The organism is Pantoea sp. B623 (genome assembly GCF_024814475.1).
GTDB classification, from domain to species: domain Bacteria; phylum Pseudomonadota; class Gammaproteobacteria; order Enterobacterales; family Enterobacteriaceae; genus Pantoea; species Pantoea ananatis.
Window position 1 is genome coordinate 1173287 of the sequence record NZ_JANUXM010000004.1, and the last position, 17959, is coordinate 1191245.

Annotated in this window: 18 protein-coding genes; 7 read left to right on the plus strand and 11 right to left on the minus strand. The window is 52.9% G+C overall.

The annotated features are described in order from the left end of the window. The first annotated feature begins 9 nt into the window (after nt 1–9). The 4 genes from dacA to lipA all read left to right on the plus strand — a co-directional run bounded on the left by dacA (nt 10) and on the right by lipA (nt 3547). Entirely contained in the window at nt 10–1221 is a 1212-nt protein-coding gene (gene dacA / locus NXS97_RS07420) for a D-alanyl-D-alanine carboxypeptidase DacA (protein ID WP_019106261.1), read from the plus strand. Nucleotides 1222–1321: 100 nt separating this feature from the next. After that, complete coding sequence (gene ybeD, locus NXS97_RS07425) at nt 1322–1585, plus strand: DUF493 family protein YbeD (RefSeq protein WP_006118404.1); 264 nt, start codon at nt 1322–1324, stop codon at nt 1583–1585. A gap of 168 nt (nt 1586–1753) precedes the next feature. Next, nucleotides 1754–2407 carry a lipoyl(octanoyl) transferase LipB gene (gene lipB / locus NXS97_RS07430; RefSeq protein ID WP_041930726.1) on the plus strand — a complete coding sequence of 218 codons (654 nt, stop codon included), beginning with the start codon at nt 1754–1756 and terminating at the stop codon, nt 2405–2407. Nucleotides 2408–2581: 174 nt separating this feature from the next. Beyond that, entirely contained in the window at nt 2582–3547 is a 966-nt protein-coding gene (gene lipA / locus NXS97_RS07435) for a lipoyl synthase (protein WP_013025007.1), read from the plus strand. Nucleotides 3548–3657: 110 nt separating this feature from the next. Here lipA and tatE read toward each other — a convergent pair whose 3' ends face one another. The 5 genes from tatE to pagP form a co-directional block, all read right to left on the minus strand. After that, on the minus strand, nt 3658–3861 hold the full coding sequence (gene tatE / locus NXS97_RS07440; RefSeq protein WP_013025006.1) for a twin-arginine translocase subunit TatE: 204 nt from the start codon (nt 3859–3861) through the stop codon (nt 3658–3660). A 150-nt stretch (nt 3862–4011) separates the two neighbouring features. Continuing rightward, complete coding sequence (locus NXS97_RS07445; RefSeq protein ID WP_089517496.1) at nt 4012–4809, minus strand: deaminated glutathione amidase; 798 nt, start codon at nt 4807–4809, stop codon at nt 4012–4014. A 63-nt stretch (nt 4810–4872) separates the two neighbouring features. Beyond that, a complete protein-coding gene (locus NXS97_RS07450) occupies nt 4873–5304 on the minus strand; it encodes a GNAT family N-acetyltransferase (protein WP_013025004.1) in 432 nt (143 codons plus the stop codon). Nucleotides 5305–5646: 342 nt separating this feature from the next. Continuing rightward, nucleotides 5647–5856 (minus strand): transcription antiterminator/RNA stability regulator CspE, encoded by a 210-nt coding sequence (gene cspE / locus NXS97_RS07455; protein ID WP_006118399.1) that lies wholly within the window; start codon nt 5854–5856, stop codon nt 5647–5649. A gap of 150 nt (nt 5857–6006) precedes the next feature. Continuing rightward, nucleotides 6007–6579 carry a lipid IV(A) palmitoyltransferase PagP gene (gene pagP / locus NXS97_RS07460; protein WP_116219539.1) on the minus strand — a complete coding sequence of 191 codons (573 nt, stop codon included), beginning with the start codon at nt 6577–6579 and terminating at the stop codon, nt 6007–6009. A gap of 886 nt (nt 6580–7465) precedes the next feature. Between pagP and NXS97_RS07465 the strand changes: the two genes are divergently transcribed. Next, a complete protein-coding gene (locus tag NXS97_RS07465; protein ID WP_014606320.1) occupies nt 7466–7711 on the plus strand; it encodes a hypothetical protein in 246 nt (81 codons plus the stop codon). A 50-nt stretch (nt 7712–7761) separates the two neighbouring features. On the opposite strand, the gene gntT is transcribed toward NXS97_RS07465, so the two are convergent. Continuing rightward, nucleotides 7762–9078: a gluconate transporter gene (gntT, locus tag NXS97_RS07470; RefSeq protein WP_013025000.1), complete on the minus strand. Its 1317-nt coding sequence runs from the start codon at nt 9076–9078 to the stop codon at nt 7762–7764. Nucleotides 9079–9367: 289 nt separating this feature from the next. Here gntT and NXS97_RS07475 point away from each other — a divergent pair, with 289 nt between their 5' ends. Then, complete coding sequence (locus tag NXS97_RS07475; protein WP_370620421.1) at nt 9368–10516, plus strand: iron-containing alcohol dehydrogenase; 1149 nt, start codon at nt 9368–9370, stop codon at nt 10514–10516. A 19-nt stretch (nt 10517–10535) separates the two neighbouring features. Here the strand turns inward: NXS97_RS07475 and NXS97_RS07480 are convergent, their stop codons facing one another. From NXS97_RS07480 to NXS97_RS07495, 4 genes are all read right to left on the minus strand, one after another. Beyond that, a complete protein-coding gene (locus tag NXS97_RS07480) occupies nt 10536–11387 on the minus strand; it encodes a Cof-type HAD-IIB family hydrolase (RefSeq protein ID WP_019105990.1) in 852 nt (283 codons plus the stop codon). Between the two features lie 103 nt (nt 11388–11490). After that, on the minus strand, nt 11491–11925 hold the full coding sequence (locus tag NXS97_RS07485) for an RcnB family protein (RefSeq protein ID WP_013024997.1): 435 nt from the start codon (nt 11923–11925) through the stop codon (nt 11491–11493). A gap of 492 nt (nt 11926–12417) precedes the next feature. Then, nucleotides 12418–13512, minus strand: coding sequence for an ABC transporter substrate-binding protein (locus NXS97_RS07490; protein WP_013024996.1), 1095 nt, complete (start codon nt 13510–13512; stop codon nt 12418–12420). Between the two features lie 160 nt (nt 13513–13672). Further along, a complete protein-coding gene (locus tag NXS97_RS07495; RefSeq protein WP_041456164.1) occupies nt 13673–14959 on the minus strand; it encodes an HAAAP family serine/threonine permease in 1287 nt (428 codons plus the stop codon). Between the two features lie 401 nt (nt 14960–15360). On the opposite strand from NXS97_RS07495, the gene NXS97_RS07500 reads away from it, so the two are divergent. Continuing rightward, the gene (locus NXS97_RS07500; RefSeq protein WP_116219537.1) at nt 15361–16554 is read left to right on the plus strand and encodes a zinc-dependent alcohol dehydrogenase; all 1194 of its coding nucleotides are present in this window, start codon (nt 15361–15363) and stop codon (nt 16552–16554) included. A 32-nt stretch (nt 16555–16586) separates the two neighbouring features. On the opposite strand, the gene NXS97_RS07505 is transcribed toward NXS97_RS07500, so the two are convergent. Beyond that, nucleotides 16587–17852 (minus strand): phosphatase PAP2 family protein, encoded by a 1266-nt coding sequence (locus NXS97_RS07505; protein WP_116219536.1) that lies wholly within the window; start codon nt 17850–17852, stop codon nt 16587–16589. Nucleotides 17853–17959: the final 107 nt, after the last annotated feature.

Sequence of the window (17959 nt, forward strand, 5' to 3'; positions counted from 1 at the left end):
GTCCCACACATGAACACGCTGAAACCTTCTCGTTTGTTAAAACGCCTGACAGTGGGATCACTGATCGCCTTCTCCCTCAGCCATGCTGCCATCGCTGATGATGTTAATCTCAAGACCATGATTCCCGGCGTACCGGACATTGATGCCGAAGCTTATGTCCTCATCGACTACAATTCAGGCAAAGTGCTGGCAGAGAAAAACGCGGACGCACGCCGCGACCCGGCGAGCCTGACGAAGATGATGACCAGCTACGTCATCGGTCAGGCAGTTAAAGCAGGAAAAATCCACCAGGACGATATCGTTACCGTAGGGCAGGATGCGTGGGCGACCGGTAATCCGGTATTCAAAGGTTCATCCTTAATGTTCCTGAAGCCTGGCGACCGCGTTCCGGTTTCCCAGTTAACGCGCGGTATCGTTCTGCAGTCCGGTAATGATGCCTGTGTGGCGATGGCCGATTATGTCGCCGGCAGCCAGGATGCCTTTGTTGGCCTGATGAACAACTACGTGAAAGCGCTGGGTCTGCAAAACACGCATTTCCAGACCGTTCATGGCCTGGATGCGGAAGGTCAATACAGCTCAGCACGCGACATGGCACTGATTGGCCAGGCGCTGATCCGTGATGTTCCTGAAGAGTACGCGGTTTATAAAGAGAAAGAGTTCACCTTTAACAATATTCGTCAGATGAACCGCAATGGTCTGTTGTGGGATACCAGCCTGACCGTTGACGGCATCAAAACCGGTCACACCGCGTCAGCAGGTTATAACCTGGTGGCCTCTGCGACAGAAGGACAGATGCGTTTGATCTCTGCCGTGATGGGCGGTCATACCTTCAAAGGCCGCGAAACGGAAAGTAAAAAGCTGCTGACCTGGGGTTTCCGCTTCTTTGAAACCGTCGCACCGCTGAAAGCCGGAAAAGAGTTTGCCTCTGAACCCGTGTGGTTTGGTAACAGCGATCGCGTCCAACTGGGCGTTGAAAAAGATGCTTATCTGACCATTCCACGCGGCCGGATGAAAGATCTGAAAGCCAGCTATGTCCTCACCAATACCGAGCTGCATGCGCCACTGAAGAAAAACCAGGTGGTTGGCAGTATCAATTTCCAGCTCGATGGCAAAACTATCGATCAGCGTCCTCTGGTGGTGTTAAATGAAGTCTCTGAAGGCGGCTTCTTCAGTCGTATCGTTGACTATATCAAACTGATGTTCCACCACTGGTTCGGTTAATGGTGCCTGGCGGTTGAAAAACCGCCACTCTGTCCCCATTACAGGTTAATATGATGCTCCCGCTTCGGCGGGAGCCTGTTTTTTATGTACCGGAGTGATTATGAAAACCAAACTGAATGAACTGCTCGAATTCCCTACCCCATTTACCTACAAAGTAATGGGGTTGGCACAGCCGGAGCTGGTTGATTTGGTGCTTGAGGTCGTGCAACGCCATGCACCCGGCGATTACAGCCCAGAAGTGAAACCCAGCAGCAAAGGTAACTATCACTCGGTAAACGTCACGATCAATGCCACCCACATCGAGCAGGTCGAAACCCTGTACGAAGAGCTGGGCAAAATTGAAATCGTGCGGATGGTGCTGTAACGCTGTCAACACCGGTCAGCGGGTCAGGCTGCGCAGATAACGCGCTGACCCGTATTTTCTGCCCTACCGACCCAGCCGCTCTGTACTCATCCTCTCATCCCGAAGGCGTTTAACTTCATCGCCGCCAGCGTTATACTCAGCGTCTCCCCTCTTTAACGGATACTCGTTTTGTCTGCAGACACGCTTCTTATTCGCCAGTTTGGGTTATGTGACTGGCAATCGACCTCAGACGCCATGCACCACTATACCGATCAGCGTGATAGCGAAAGCCGGGATGAAGTCTGGCTGGTGGAACATTATCCGGTCTTTACACAGGGCCAGGCGGGAAAAGCCGAGCACCTGCTGATGCCCGGCGATATTCCTGTGGTACAAAGCGATCGTGGGGGGCAGGTGACCTATCACGGGCCAGGACAACAGATCATGTATGTTCTGATTGATGTGAAACGCCGTAAAACCGGCGTGCGCCAGCTGGTGACCGCCTTAGAAGAAACGGTCATTGCCGTACTGGACCGCTTTGGCGTGGCGGCGCGGGCCCGACCCGATGCGCCAGGCGTCTATGTTGGGGATGAAAAAATTTGCTCGCTGGGGCTGCGCATTCGTAAGGGCTGCTCGTTTCACGGGCTGGCATTAAATGTGGCGATGGACCTGTCGCCATTTTTACGGATTAACCCGTGCGGCTATGCCGGAATGCACATGACGCAGTTGCAACACTTCCGGCCTGAAGTCACGTTAGGCGATGTTCAGCCGTTGCTGGCCGAAACCTTTGCCCGCCAGTTGGGTTATCAGCAGGTTGAATGGCATCAGGATGAAAACCCACGCTGAGTTAACGGTGAATGCGTATTTACAAATATGTAACTTATCGGTGGTGTCTTTGGCTGCTTCCTGGCCGTTGAGATGATATAATTTTTGCACTTTTTTCAAATAAAGTTGAAAGCCGCCTTCTCTGATTGAGTGAGACAGCTTTCAAATCGCAATCCGACCGGAACCTGCTGATTTATGAGTAAACCAATTCAGATGGAACGCGGCGTCAAATATCGTGACGCAGACAAAATGGCGCTGATCCCGGTGAAAACCGTGGCCGTCGACCGGCAAGAGATTCTACGCAAGCCGGAGTGGATGAAAATCAAACTGCCGGCGGACTCCAGTCGTATTCAGGGCATTAAAGCCGCAATGCGTAAAAACGGGCTCCACTCCGTTTGTGAGGAAGCCTCCTGCCCTAACCTTGCTGAATGTTTTAATCACGGCACGGCGACCTTTATGATCCTGGGCGCGATCTGTACCCGCCGTTGCCCGTTCTGCGACGTGGCCCACGGTCGTCCTAACGCACCCGATGCAAACGAACCGGGTAAACTCGCCCAGACCATCGCCGACATGGCACTGCGTTATGTGGTTATTACCTCGGTGGATCGCGACGATTTACGTGACGGCGGCGCTCAGCATTTTGCCGACTGTATTACGGCTATCCGGGAAAAAAGCCCCAGCATCAAAATTGAAACGCTGGTGCCTGACTTCCGTGGCCGCATGGATCGTGCGCTTGAAATTCTGACTGCCACACCGCCGGATGTGTTTAACCACAACCTTGAGAACGTGCCACGCGTGTATCGCCAGGTGCGGCCGGGTGCAAACTATGAATGGTCGCTGAAGCTGCTGGAACGCTTTAAAGAAGCCCATCCCGAGGTACCGACAAAATCCGGTTTAATGGTAGGCCTGGGAGAAACTAACGCTGAAATCGTCGAGGTCATGCGTGACCTGCGTCGTCATGGCGTGACAATGTTAACCCTGGGTCAGTATCTGCAGCCCAGCCGCCACCATTTGCCTGTTCAGCGCTATGTCAGCCCGGCGGAATTTGATGAAATGAAAGAAGAGGCACTGGCGATGGGCTTTACCCATGCTGCCTGCGGTCCTTTTGTCCGCTCGTCTTACCATGCCGACATGCAGGCAAAAGGCCTGGAAGTGAAATAACCGTTCGCCTGCTGGCTGCCTTAAAAAACAAAAAACCAGATTGCCCGCAATCTGGTTTTTTTATGGCTGTCAGAAATAAAAATTAACACTTTTCTAAAACTGACGCCGCGTTAGTCTTTATGAGAAACGCGTTCCGCAGGGGTTTCTTCTGCCGTGGTGCGCGCTGCACTGGTGTCTTCGTCTTTCATGGCCTTTTTAAAGCCTTTGATTGCGGAGCCCAGATCGCCACCCAGAGAACGTAACTTGTTGGTGCCGAAAAGCAGTACGATAAGCGCACCGATGATCAGCAGCTTGGCAATACTGATACCTTCCATATATAACCTTTATAATCTGGCGAATAACGGTAACGCTTATTTAGGCGCAGTTTAGCGCTAACCTCAAGCGTAATCTGTAACAGATTAAGATCGCGCAGCGGCGCCGTCAGGTTTCAGGCCCAATCGGGTAGCGATGATCCCTGCCCCCGGTTAGCGCGTTCCATCCAGTTCGGGCCGGCTAAAACGGCGGTTATCCAGCACCGGCAGCATTGCGCGCGCTGTTGCGATTCTTTGTGGATCGAGTTCGGCAAAAATAAGTGCCCGGGACTCGGCCGCCCGGCTTATCGGTACGCCAAGGGGATCGACCACCATGCTATTGCCAATATTACGCATACCGCACTCGCCTACAGCCACCACATAACAGGTATTTTCCAGCGCGCGCGTGCGGGTAAGTAAATCCCAATGCATCTCTTTTAGCGGTCCTTTGACCCATGCGGAGGGTAAGACCAACACCTCAGCCCCCTCCAGCGCCAGACGCCGCGACAGCTCGGGAAAACGCACATCGTAGCAGGTCATCAGCCCGACTTTCATGCCCGCAACGTCCACCAGCGGCGGAATCTCTTGTCCGGCTTCAACCCGCTTTGATTCCTGCATCGCGAACGCATCGTACAGATGCAGCTTGCGGTATTCTGCCACGATCTTGCCATCGCGAATGACCACCAGCACGTTAAACACTTTGCGCTCACTGCCCGGCATATGCATTCCCAGCACGGTAGTCAGCCCATGGCCTTTGCTGGCGCTAAGCAGTTGCGACAGAAACGGCCCGTCAGGCGACTGAGCGGCTTCCAGTATGAAATCGGGGTTAGTGATATCAGTGGCCAGCACCGCTTCTGGCAGAACCAGCAGATCGGCCCCGGCACGGCTGGCCTGGTCCATCATGTCCTGGCAGGTTATGACGTTTTCCTGCCAGTCACGCTGAACCGCAAATTGCCCTAATGCGACTTTCATCGTGGGTTCTCCCTGAAAGCAGTACTGCCGTGATACAGGCCCTTTGGTAACCTTTCAATGCTCTTACAAAGGCTGAAGGGCTTTCACATGGTAGCGTGGTGATTCAACATAGCCTTCACGGCCATAAAACTGGTTAGCTTTAAGACGTGAAGCATGACAGTGAACTTCCATGCGGTCGCAGCCGTGCTGCGCTGCCAAGGCTTCTGCATGCTGGAGCAGTTTCTGGCCCACACCTTTGCTGCGCTCACCGTCCGCGATGCAAAAATAGCTGATACGGGCAAAATCCCCTGCCAGCGCCAACTGAGGGATAAAATGCAGGGAAAGGAATCCCAGTACATGATTACCCTGTTCTGCGATCAGCAGCTTTTCATTGGGATCCGTCATCAGCTGGGCCAGACGTTGTTCAATAAAATGCTCTGTACCGCCATAACCGAGTTCACTTAACAACGCGCTCAGTACGAAGCTGTCTTTCGCCTGAGCCGGACGAATATCCATCCTGGCACCTCTTTATCTGTTATGCGGAGAGTCAGTTATAACCTGAGACGCGCTAAAATGCTCCCCCTGCGAGTTGTTATGATTATGTTACAAGGATTATCTGTGACTCGCGCCGCAGTTTGCTGGCGGTTATCGTGCTGCAGTAGCCTGTCTGGCGCCGTGTGCCAGCGTGATATCGAAAAGCGCGGGAGAGCGTGATGTGCAGGAAATGATACGGGGACGAGGCAGCGGCAGCACTGCAATTGCGCCTTAAAGCCGCTTCTTCCTTCAGCCAGAAATGTGACGCATACCGGCATAAAAAAACCCGCCAGAAGGCGGGTTTTTAGAATTCTGACTGTTAACTTACAGACTGATAACGTTAGCAGCAGATGGGCCTTTTGCGCCGTCAGTGATTTCAAACTCTACACGCTGACCTTCAGCCAGAGTTTTGAAGCCATTGCTCTGGATCGCAGAGAAGTGTACGAATACATCTTTGCTGCCATCTTCAGGAGTAATGAAACCGAATCCTTTAGATTCATTAAACCACTTAACGTTACCTTTAATCTTAGACATCTATATTACCTTTACATGAAAAATGGACACTAAACTGTGTCGCCATCTAGTACAGCAATTGCTGAGGGTTTTGTCCAGCCTGATTTGATGAAAAAGTGATAAATATCGCTATTATTTACCCTTTGATTACTTTTTCACTGGCTCCAGAGCTTAAAACTGCCAGCGCAGCCAGGCAAAATACACGTTACCGTTGTTGTAAGTGCCTGGAATATAAGTCATTTGAAAGTTCAGCGAACCATAACCTATTGACGCCAACGGTAATATGGCCGGAACGGGATAGTATCCCCAGTTATGCCGTGCCGTTACCCCTGCGGTATAGCCCAGACCATAGTGAAAATTTTGATCCTGCAAAGGTCGCCAGGCGGCCTCCCAGCCATAACCGCCAAACGGTTCCCACTTGTTGAAAGAATCTTTGAACGCCATCAGGTAAAGGCCGTGCCAGTTCCCTTTCTCATCGTAACGCGAAACGCCACCACCTGCGCCCCAGGGACGTTCGTTATATCTGTGAATATGCTCTTCATCATACGTCCAGCGGTTGTGCCAGGTGATGGCGGGCACATAAACATCAATTGCATCAGGCTGTTGCCAGGTTTGCTGGACGTTGCCGGTAAAGGTATCCCAGCCTGATTTAATCTCTTGGGAGAGCATAGCGGCCTGGAGGGAAAAAGAAAAAAACAGCGCCAGTAATGGAGCTGATAACGTTGTTAAAAGGTACCTGTTCACTTCGGTATTACCTGTCTCTTATTGATTGAACGCAGTGTTCCATGCTGAAAATCAGCAACAGGAAGACCCGCCTGACCCGAAATTTAAAAAAAATGCTCAGGGTATTCAGCATGTAATTATCATTGACGTAATAAAGCACGAGCAATTTTAGCGCAAAAAAGATGAACCAAGCCCAAACAGCAAGAACTTTCAACATTTCCACTTAGTTCTGTAATTTTCACAACCAAACTCAACACTTACGCAACATCACGTCGCGCCTTCATACAGGCGCCGAACGGGGCGAGCAGTGATAAACAGCGACTTTTACCATCACACCACCTCAGGTAAACCACATAAAGAATGATTAAGGATTGGGGCAATGCCAGTAAAAATGCGCTCGCTTAACCAGGTAGCAGGTAGCAGGTAGCAGGTAGCAGGTAGCAGGTAGCAGGTAGCAGGTAGCAGGTAGCAGGTAGCAGGTAGCAGGATGAAAATCTTACCGGCTCGCGGTGTCAAGAGAAACGCTCACTGGTCGGGCTGCGGGCACCCGTCAAGATGCCCGTCGAATCAGAAAATCAGTTTGAATACCCCTGTCAGGGTCAACAGTCCCACGATAAAAATAATGGCGATAATCCACAGAATTATTTTCATTTCCTCTCCCTTACCATTAAAAAACATTCCCATAACAGTATAGGCAAAATTCAGCGATGTGCTTTTTGCTTATTGCCTTCTCAACTATGAAAGCAACATTCAGCTTTAATTGTGATTTTCTGTGAGAAGCATCGCATAGCGGCCTTTTTGTCATTCCTGTCGCTTCGTTTTAAGAATCATCTCTGGCTAAAATTTAGGCGGACAGGACAGCTCGACGGTTTTGACACTAAAAATGCAAAGCAGGGAGAGAGACCTTATGAGTAGCATTAATACCAGCATGGGCCGCTACAGCCTGAAGGCAAAAGACAGCGGTGAACAAATCAAAGGTTTTTTCGCCATTAATGATGAAGGCGGCACGCAACTTACCCGACAGGAATTTGCGGAGCATTACCTTGATGATGTGGTGAATAACGTGATTTATCCGGTTACCGGAGGTAACCGGGAGATCGCCCGCGCACTGCGAGAACAGATGGTAAAAGCGGGCTTTGAAGCGTCAGATTAACGGCAGGGGCCGCCATGTTTGCGCGGCCCTTTTGTCACGTGCAGGCGCCCTTACACCACGTAAGAAAGTAGCAAGCATCCCACTAAACCACACACTGATATAATCGTTTCCAGTGCTGACCAGGAGCGGATGGTTTCGCCTATCGTCAGGTTGAAATACTCTTTAAACAGCCAGAATCCTGGATCGTTAACGTGTGAAAAAATCACACTGCCCGACCCCACGGCTATCACCATTAATTCAGGACTGGCACCGCTGGTTACAATTAACGGCGCGACAATGCCTCCGGCGGTAATCGCCGCCACGGTTGCCGAGCCAAGCGCGATACGCAGCACAGCAGCAATAGACCAGGCCATAAACAACGGCGACAAATTGGTGGCATGCATCATATTGGCAATGTATTTATCCACGCCGCTGTCCACCAGAACCTGCTTGAAGGCCCCACCGCCGCCGATAATCAGCAGCATCATGGCAATAATTTTGATGGAATCGCTTAACGTGTCCATCACCTGTTCCATGCTGCGCCCGCGGTTCAGACCAAAGGTGAAGATCGCAATCAGCACGGCAATTAGCGTCGCCATAACAGGATCGCCAAAGAACTCGGCATAAGGCAACAGCGCGTGTCCCTTGGGCAGCACCATCTCCGCTACCGCACGCAGTGCCATCAGGATGACCGGAACAAGCGATGTCCAGACGCTGACGCCAAAGCCTGGCATTTCGGTTTCACTAAAGGTTTTGGGGTTGTAGAGCCCTTCAGGGATAGGCTTATCAATGCCTTTGAGGAAACGCGCGTAAACCGGACCCGCCAGGATAACGGTCGGAATGCCCAGTAAGGTACCAAAAAGCAGGGTTTTTCCCATATCGGCGTTAAACAGCGTCGCTATTGCCGTGGGGCCAGGATGAGGCGGTAAAAACCCATGGGTGACAGACAACGCCGCCGCCATAGGAACGCCAACAAACAGCAGCGGTACCCGTGCAGAAGCCGCAACGCTAAACACCAGCGGCAGCATCAGCACAAAGCCCACTTCGTAGAACAAGGCAAAACCAACGATAAAACCGGTCAGCACCAGCGCCCACTGGATGTGCCTTGTGCCAAATTTATCGATCAACGTGGTGGCGATACGTTGTGCACCACCACAGTCGGCCAGTAATTTACCGAGCATGGCACCAAATCCCATGATCAGCGCCAGTCCGCCCAGCGTCCCGCCGACGCCGTTTTTAATCGAAAGAATGACTTTGTTGACCGGCATGCCCTGCATGATCCCCACCGCCAGGGCGACCAAAATCAGTGCGATAAAGCCGTTGAGTTTAAAGCGAATCATCAGCAGTAACAGTAATGCCACGCCAATCGCCACATAGAGTAATGGCATAATTTTTCTCCACCTGATGCTCTGAATCTTTTCAGTGCCGCTTTGTTATCGTCGTCCCGGAGGACGCGCAAAATTGGGGCGCTGCCATGGTCGTAACATTTTGACAACCCCTGTTACCGATAACATGTTAAGGGTAACATCCGTGTTAAAGCATCACTCCACGTCGTTGAATTTGCGTTTTGCGAAGACGATCAACTTTTGCTCCCCTCGCTATAAGAAAGTTTCGCGGGGCCGATCGCCCGCTTTTCGTTACACTCAGATTTTAGCGAAGATATAAAAGGATGCGCTGGTGAGTGACAATCTGAGTGAGCTGTACAGCAATCAACAAACCCTTTTCGGCCAGGGAAGCCTTAACAAACTGATTCCCCTGTTGGCCGCCCAACCCCAGGCTACCCTGCTCTTTTGCGGCCGTTCGTTCTTACAGGGCGACGCCTATGCCCGAATTAAAACCACGCTGAACGATCACATTGTGGGTTATGAAATTGTGAGCAACGAGGCCTCGCCTGCCGATATTGATGGCTGGGTGGCGCGCTGGCGCGGCCATGTCGATCGGGTTATCGCCGTAGGAGGCGGCAGTGTTCTGGATGCCGCCAAGGCCTTCAGCGCCATGATTCAGCACCCGCTTCCCACCGCCCGCTACCTGGAAAAAGTCGGAGACACGGCAGTCAGCGCCGTTACCTTGCCGCTCATCGCGATTCCCACCACGGCGGGCACCGGCAGTGAGGTCACGCAGAACGCCGTCGTGACTGACCAGCGGGATATCCAGATAAAAGCATCGTTGCGCCATCCGGTGTTCGTGCCACAGGTCGCGATTCTCGATCCCGACTTGCTTAAGGGCGCCCCCAATAAGGTGCTGGCCACCTGTGGAATCGACGCGTTTACCCATTTATTTGAAGCCTATCTTTCCAGCAAGGGCAACCTCTTTACGCGCCAGTTAGCCCTTACCGGACTGCGTCAGTTTATTCAGGGATGGCCTCGGCAAAACCAGCAAGACGAAACCGGCGATCGCGCGCGTGAGGCGATGATGATGGCGTCCTGGTTGGGCGGTGTCAGCCTGAGCAGCGCGGGGCTGGGCGTCATTCACGGCATCGCCGGAGAGCTGGGCGCGATTAAACCCTTCCATCATGGTGAAGTGTGCGGCAGGCTGCTGTTCACGTTTCTGGATCATCTTGCAGACAGCCAGCATGCGCGCCAGCGTCAGCTCATGGATGAAATGCATGCGCAGCTTTTTGACGAGGAGACCGATTCACCCGCGCGCTATCTTAAAGCCTGGCTACAACGCTCAGCCATTATGACGTTCTGGCAGGAGGGGCCAACGTTAAGCCCGTCGGATATCGACTGGATCCTGGCCCGGGCCAACAGTAAAAACAGCCTCGTCAGCTACAGCAAAGATGAGATGCGCGACATGATTACGCGCGCCTGGCCGGTCAGCGCGTAAGCATAGTGCGGGCGGTGTTTTAGCCCGCACATTCCCCCTGTTCCGCCCCGCTAAAGGGCGTTTCACCTGCAAGCATTTGCTCGATCACCTGTAGCACACCTTCATCATTATTCGCGGGTGCCAGGAAGCGCGCGGCGTCTTTAACCCGCTGCGGCGCATTGCTCATCGCGAAACTGAAACCCGACTGCTGCAGCATCTCGAGATCGTTACCGCCGTCGCCAAAGGCCAGTACCCGATCGTGAGAAATGCCCCAGCGCTGCGCCAGCAGGTTCAGGCCGTTAGCTTTATGCTGACCAGGAACGATTAAGTCAACCGAACCGTGCCCGCTCGATGTTGCCGCCGCCGAACCTTCGTGCAGGCGCTGGATATCCGCCATTAAAGGCTCGACATACTCATCCGACAGATTAAGGGCAAACTTAAGTATCCTGTCGTCGGCAACCTCATCAAGAGAACGAATGGGCCTGAGCCGGTGGCAATAATGCCGCATCTTGACCAGCCACTTCTCATCCATCCCTTCGAAGTAGTAGGCGCTCTCACGTCCGCAGAGCAGATAGCGCAGATCAGGATAGTGGCCATTTTCAAGCGTATCGAGTACCGCATCGATGTCATTGCGGCTAAAAGCACCGCAGAACAGTTCTTCATCACGATCGATAATTAACGCGCCGTTTTCTGCGACAAACGCAATCTCACTGGCGATCTCAGGGAAAAATGAGCGGAGTTGATGGTATTGATTGCCGCTGGCCACGACAAATTTGATATGTCGCTGAGTGAGCTGGTGGTAACAGGCGAGGAACCGCGCGCGGTTATACTGCTTTTTGTCATCCAGAAAGGTGCCATCCATATCAACAGCAACCATCTTAACCGTGGTCATCAGAACTCCTTAGCCGGTAAACGTTCAGGATTAACTGTCAGAATAGCCTGGTAACGGGCGTTCGGTGCATAAAAAAGGGATGGCATCGGCCATCCCTGTGTCGCTATTGAAACGCGTTATTCAGGATTAACGAGGTAATAATGCCGGTGGCGGCGGCAATCAATACATAGTTACCGTCGATGTCGGCCCAGTGCTGACCCGGCGGCGGTTCTCTCAGACCACGCTCACGCCAGTCATCAACCCGATAATCTTCACCGCAGTACTCTCGCGGTACAGGACCACCACGGCGAAACTCATGACCGCGCCAGGCAAAGCGATCGTGATGATAATCGCGCCGCACATCTGGCGGTGGCGGGCCAGGCCGGTGGCCGGGAGGTCCATCGCGATCCAGGCCTGGCGGGCCATCGCCGTCGGGACCGCGGCCAGGATGATGCCACGGACCGTCTGGGCCGCCTGGCCCCTGTGCCAGCCCAGGGCTGCTGTACATCGTGCTGTATGCTAAAAGGGCGATAATCAAACCTGATTTTATTTTTTTCATGGTACTGCCTCCAGTGGTAACGGCGACTCAGCGCCGTTGCCATTACTATTGTCGTAACTGGAAGAAATAAGAATGACCAAAACTCTTAAAAGTCAGCGCGCTAAACAGGCGCGGACGGCGTCTCTCTCTCGTCAGGCACGCTGCATCAGGCGTGAAACACAGATACCTTGCGGAAAATCGTTTGGGGACTCAAACCTGGCGAGGCATCAAAATAAAACCCCGATCCTGAGATCGGGAAGTTATCGTCAAAGCCAGTAAACTGGAAAATGCCCCTTAAGAGAAAAAGGGAGAAGCAAAGCAGACAACACCACATCACAAGTGTCGGGATGAAATAATAACCTCTGGTTAATGACAGTTGGATGAAAAACGGCTCGGATATATTTTACATGCCGGTTTGATCCAATAAGAAATACACCGCTGCACATCGCAAACCTGAAAACGGGTGTTCAGTTTTATCCGTTCAGGCGCGCTTTACGCCTGAACGGATGACCATCAGGGGTAACTCAGCAGCACAGGCGCATCCGGTAATTTTGTAAACCTGCGGATGATTTGATGGTAATCCGCCACCGGATCGAGCTGACTAAACTGCTTTGGATACAAATCTTTTGCCAGAATCTCCATCCCGATAATGTTGTAAGGATGGTTGTAGAAGTGGTGATAGATCCCGTAGGTGCGCCCCTGTTTTACCGGCTCAATCTGCGCTAATCCTGTACGCTTCAACAACGTCGTAAAGGTTGCCGCCACCGCTTTCCTGTCCGATCCGTAACCGAACGGCAGTACATTACTGTTGGAACGTTTTGACCCCGTCATGATGTAAACGTCCGGCTTCATGGCAATGATTTTCTCAAGGGAAACAAAACCTGCGTTACCCGGCAGCAAAGTCGATCCGATATTTTTGCCGCCGACCGCTTCCACCAGTCCACCCCAGCCGCTGTGGCTATGCGTAAAGCAGCAGCTGTCGCTGTTACCGGCTATCGGTTCAATAAAGACGGTGGGTTTGGTTTTAACCTGGTCAATGCCCTTCTGCAGATTCTGCCAGTGCTGCTGGTAAAAATCGGTGTAGGCCTTCGCCTCGGCTTCACGGTTCAGCACTTTACCCAGCAGCGTAATACCCGGCACGGTGTTTTCTTTAGGATGCAGTTCATAGTCAACAAACACGACCGGGATGTTCAGGCTTTTGAGCGTGGTCAGCACTCCCGACTGCATCAGCGCAGGTTTGGCACGCAACTGCGCAATCATGATATCCGGTTTCTTTGCCAATACGCTTTCGAGGTTCACCTGCCCCTGATCGTTGAAGCCCATATCCACAATCTTCTCAGCCTGCGGCCAGGTTTTCTTCAGCAGCGCCCAGGTTTGCGTATCCTGTTTCTTTGGCAGGTTATTCCATGCCACAACCCGTTTAAAAGGGTTATCCCGGTCCAGCAGCGCCAGCGTCATGATGTCTCGCCCGTCCTGGAGAATGACGTGCTGAGGTTCTTTCTGCAGCGTAATCGTCTGTCCATCCACATCCGTTACGGTCAGAGGATAGGTGGTGGCCGAACAGACCGTTGAGGCCAGCAACGTGGCTGCAAAAATACCGAATTTCATGTTTATTAACCCTGTTGAGAAATAAGAATTATTCTCGTTAACTTTACCATGCTAATTCGTAACAAATATAAACCTTTGTTTAATGAATACGTCTGAACGCTGTCTCAGGTTGGCGCCGTCCCGGCATAAGGATCGGACGGCGCCTTGATATCAATGAGAATTACGCCTTAAGCAGCGAATAAAAAATGGCCGAAATGGCGATCAGACCGGCGAGCATCACAAACAGATTACTGAGTTTGCCACTGTATTGACGCATAGCGGGCACCCGCTGGATAGCGTACATCGGCATCAAAAACAGAATTACGGCAATGATCGGGCCGCCCAGCGTTTCAATCATTTTGAGTATATTGGGATCGAGCGTTGCCACCAGCCAGGTTGTCAGCAGCATAAACACGGCCGTCAGACGATTCAGCCTGTCAGGGGCCATCGCTTTGCCCCGGCTACGGAGCGCTTTATTCACCATGCCGTTGAACCCTTCACGTGCGCCCAGATAGTGGCCGAGGAATGACTTGGTGATCGCCACCACGGCTATCAACGGCCCAATCCAGGCGATAAGCGGCGCATTAAAATGGTTGGCAAGGTAGGACAAGATCGAAATGTTTTGCGCTTTAGCGGACTGTAAGTCTTGCGGCGAGAGGCTGAGTACGCAGCTGAAGACAAAGAACATCACGGTTAGCACCATCAAAAGGTGCGCGCAGGCCAGAATCCGGGAGCATTTTCGCTCGGCCTGCTCGCCGTACTCCTGCCGCTTCGCCAGGGCGAACGAGGAGATGATTGGCGAGTGATTAAACGAGAATACCATGACCGGCAGGGCAAGCCACAGCGTCATCCACAGGTTGCGCCCGCTGCCCGTATTGAGGGTTTCCAGTGCGGCCCCGTGCCAGTAAGGAATCAGACAACACGCCATCAGCATCAACACGGCGACAAACGGATAAACCAGGACGCTCATCGCTTTCACAATCATGCTTTTGCCAAAGCGCACCACCGTCATCATGCCGATAATCAATATCAACGACAGGAGCGCACGCGGCGGCGGCACCAGGCCCAGTTGGTTCACCATCAGGCTTTCAACGGTATTAGTCATGGCTACGCTGTACATCAGCAAAATAGGGTAAATGGCAAAAAAATAGAGCAGCGTAATCAGTTTGCCCGCCCCTGCGCCAAAATGCTCTTCAACCACGTCGGTGATATCCCCTGCCGGATTGCTGCCAGAGAGGACAAAACGCGTTAAGGCCCGATGGGCAAAGAAGGTCAAGGGAAACGCCAGCACCGCCATAACGATCAAGGGTAACAGTCCCCCCATGCCCGCATTGATCGGCAGAAACAACACGCCCGCACCGATAGCGGTGCCATATAAACCCAGCATCCAGACGGTATCCGTTTTTCGCCAGCCAGTTTCATCATTAACGTGAGGGGTTTCCAGCGTGCGGGTTTGCGAGGTTTTCATCAGATCTTCCAGAATATGCATCAGCCTGAATCAAGGCTTGCAGCGGGTAAAGGGTTGGCGTTTTCGCCATCAACGCATGTGTGCAACCTGCCAGATTCAGCCCGCCCCGTCAGGACGTAATCGATTGCGCCCCATTTTTTACACTATCTGACGGTAAAAATTCAAGTTAAGCGCCATATCGTGCACCTGTCCGGCAAAAACAGGGGAAAACGTGTGATGACGGCGTTACGGCCTGCCCCGTCCGCCATAGTTTGCGGATACCGCTCTGCTTACCCATTTTTTCCTCACTACACTTCAATCACCTTTAACGTTTTGGACAGGACAGTGCGCTCAACCGCGCTGTTAATGCAGCCGCCGCCCGATCGGCGGTTGCCGTCCAGTGATTTACAGGAGTCGACTCTATGAAAGCGTTAACCTATCACGGCCCTCATAAAGTCAGCGTTGATAACGTTGCCGATCCCGGACTGGAAGCCGCCGATGATATTATTCTGCGCGTAACGGCCACGGCGATCTGTGGCTCTGACCTGCACCTTTATCGAGGAAAAATTCCCGGCACCGATCATGGCGATATTTTCGGCCACGAGTTCATGGGTGAAGTGGTGGAAGCCGGCAGTGCGGTAACGGCCGTGGCAAAAGGCGACCGCGTGGTGATCCCGTTTGTTATCGCCTGCGGTGACTGCTTTTTTTGTCATCTGCATCAGTATGCCGCGTGTGAAAACACCAACAGCGGCAAAGGCGCGGCGCTAAACCGCAAAAGCATTACGCCGCCGGCGGCCCTGTTTGGCTACAGTAAACTCTATGGCGGAGTGCCCGGTGGTCAGGCAGAATACGTGCGCGTGCCTAAGGCCAACGCCGGCCCTTTTAAAGTGCCGAACACCCTTTCAGACGAAAAGGTTCTGTTCCTGTCCGACATTTTGCCTACGGCCTGGCAGGCGGTGAAAAATGCCGAGATTAAACAGGGATCGAGCGTCGCTATTTTTGGCGCAGGTCCTGTGGGCCTGCTCAGTGCCGCCTGTGCCCGACTGGAAGGTGCAGAGCAGATCTACATGATCGATCACAATGACTACCGGCTGAATTTTGCCAGAGAGCGCTACGGCGTGATCCCCATCAACTTTGATAACAACGACGATCCCGCCGCCTGGATTATTGAGCACAGCGCGGGACACCGCGGTGTGGACGCCGTGATTGACGCGGTGGGTTTTGAAGCCAAAGGCAGCATGACCGAAACAGTGCTAACCAACCTGAAGCTAGAAGGCAGCAGCGGGAAAGCGTTACGTCAATGTATCGCTGCGGTTCGCCGTGGCGGCATTGTCAGCGTGCCCGGCGTGTATGCGGGATTTATTCATGGTTTCCTGTTTGGCGATGCGTTTGACAAGGGCCTGACCTTTAAAATGGGCCAGACGCATGTGCATGCTTACCTGCCCGATCTGTTGAATCTGATTGAAAAAGGGCATTTAAAACCGGAAGAAATCGTGACGCATCATATGCCGCTGGAAGATGCCGCTCGCGGTTATGAGATTTTTGAAAAGCGTGAAGAAGCGTGCCGCAAGGTTATTCTGGTGCCTGGCATGATGCCAAACCAGGCCACGCTGTAAAAACATGGGCGGGAGATTCCCGCCCATGTTTTTTATCTGTGGGATTTGGCCTGTGCGTAAGCGGCGTCCAGATCCAGCCTCTGCCAGAATGCCTGATCGGCGCCCGGTCCACCCAGCGGATAACCGGCAGATAAGGCACTTTTCACCATCAGTTCACGGCGCTGTTTTGCGGACAGCTGTGGTAAGGCCGTTTCCAGCAGCACCTCGGCCCCGTCCGGTACCCGCAGTTTGGCCGTGTTCCCGGCGACCTTGGGCAGGTTATAGCTCATCGTAAAGCGATAAAACGGCTTCATGCTGCCATTGCCGTAAGGATCGTCGCTACCGGCAGGTTTTGCGCACGCCGCCAGGGTTGTTCCACACTCTTTTTCCAGCGCGCTACGCAGTTGTTGACGGGCATCGTTGAATAACGTCCGATAAGCGGCATCGTTCAGATAATGGGCAACGTTGTATTGCGCCACCATGCGCGAGCCCATCACGTCGAGCGGGTAGTGTACGCCCAGAACCAGCCGTGAATAGCCGTAGCGTGCGCCGCGTTGCAGTAAGGCTTCAAACCGCTCCGGCACCATCTCGGCCAGCAGCAGCGCATCGGTATAGCCCGTGTTGGTGTGCCCGCTGGGGAACGAGCCGCCATCGGCCGTGTAGGGATGATTGTCTTTGATCACCGTATCATCCGGCACCAGATGAATCGTATTCCCTTTGTGCAGGAAAGGACGCGGATAGTTAAAATGTTTTTTTGCTTCACCAGTACTGACTTCACTGGCTTTGAGCAGGGCTGCCGCCTTATTGATTTCGCCTTTGTCATAGGCGGCCAGGAAGGCTTTACCTAAACGCGGCCCGAGGGCATCGGCGAGAAAATAGAGATAGCTGATCCCCTCTGCGTCCGCCAGCGCCTGATGTCGCTCGCCCTGAGTGGCATTGAGATTAATTGATGTCACCGTGGCACGATTGGCGTCCAGTACCGCTTTCGGCAGCGTGCTGAACCCTGATAACAGGGCAATACCTGCCTTTTGCAACGCAGTCCCCTGGAAATCATAACCACTGGCTTTCAGCCACTGGTAGTCAGCGAGTTTATCACTCTGCTTCGCCTGCTTGAGTTGGTCACGGCTGAGCGCAGGCGCGCCATGTTGTATGGCCGCCCGCTCTGCCGCCAGCGCCTGTAATTCAAGTGCGTTAAAAGCCGGGCTGGACGATCCCTGCGAGGTGTTGTTTGCCAGCGTGCTGGCCTCGGACAACGAAATTGCCTGTGCCTGCTGCGCCACCAGCAGTGCCGCCGCAATCAGCGTGAATTTCATTTTCATTATTATTCCTTTGATGTCTGATTATCTCTGACCTTGCCGGTTGTCACGCTAGCATTGCCCTATGACATTTTTATTTCAGCTGCTATGCCAGAGGTTTACCCCCAAAG

What these genes read in the sequence shown, in the direction of transcription:
- NXS97_RS07505 (WP_116219536.1), bottom strand. Translation starts at nt 17,852, where the DNA reads ATGAAAATGAAATTCACGCTGATTGCGGCGGCACTGCTGGTGGCGCAG.
- NXS97_RS07490 (WP_013024996.1), bottom strand. Translation starts at nt 13,512, where the DNA reads ATGAAATTCGGTATTTTTGCAGCCACGTTGCTGGCCTCAACGGTCTGT.
- lipA (WP_013025007.1), top strand. Translation starts at nt 2,582, where the DNA reads ATGAGTAAACCAATTCAGATGGAACGCGGCGTCAAATATCGTGACGCA.
- NXS97_RS07495 (WP_041456164.1), bottom strand. Translation starts at nt 14,959, where the DNA reads ATGAAAACCTCGCAAACCCGCACGCTGGAAACCCCTCACGTTAATGAT.
- NXS97_RS07485 (WP_013024997.1), bottom strand. Translation starts at nt 11,925, where the DNA reads ATGAAAAAAATAAAATCAGGTTTGATTATCGCCCTTTTAGCATACAGC.
- NXS97_RS07465 (WP_014606320.1), top strand. Translation starts at nt 7,466, where the DNA reads ATGAGTAGCATTAATACCAGCATGGGCCGCTACAGCCTGAAGGCAAAA.
- NXS97_RS07445 (WP_089517496.1), bottom strand. Translation starts at nt 4,809, where the DNA reads ATGAAAGTCGCATTAGGGCAATTTGCGGTTCAGCGTGACTGGCAGGAA.
- gntT (WP_013025000.1), bottom strand. Translation starts at nt 9,078, where the DNA reads ATGCCATTACTCTATGTGGCGATTGGCGTGGCATTACTGTTACTGCTG.
- NXS97_RS07480 (WP_019105990.1), bottom strand. Translation starts at nt 11,387, where the DNA reads ATGACCACGGTTAAGATGGTTGCTGTTGATATGGATGGCACCTTTCTG.
- NXS97_RS07450 (WP_013025004.1), bottom strand. Translation starts at nt 5,304, where the DNA reads ATGGATATTCGTCCGGCTCAGGCGAAAGACAGCTTCGTACTGAGCGCG.
- NXS97_RS07500 (WP_116219537.1), top strand. Translation starts at nt 15,361, where the DNA reads ATGAAAGCGTTAACCTATCACGGCCCTCATAAAGTCAGCGTTGATAAC.
- ybeD (WP_006118404.1), top strand. Translation starts at nt 1,322, where the DNA reads ATGAAAACCAAACTGAATGAACTGCTCGAATTCCCTACCCCATTTACC.
- tatE (WP_013025006.1), bottom strand. Translation starts at nt 3,861, where the DNA reads ATGGAAGGTATCAGTATTGCCAAGCTGCTGATCATCGGTGCGCTTATC.
- dacA (WP_019106261.1), top strand. Translation starts at nt 10, where the DNA reads ATGAACACGCTGAAACCTTCTCGTTTGTTAAAACGCCTGACAGTGGGA.
- cspE (WP_006118399.1), bottom strand. Translation starts at nt 5,856, where the DNA reads ATGTCTAAGATTAAAGGTAACGTTAAGTGGTTTAATGAATCTAAAGGA.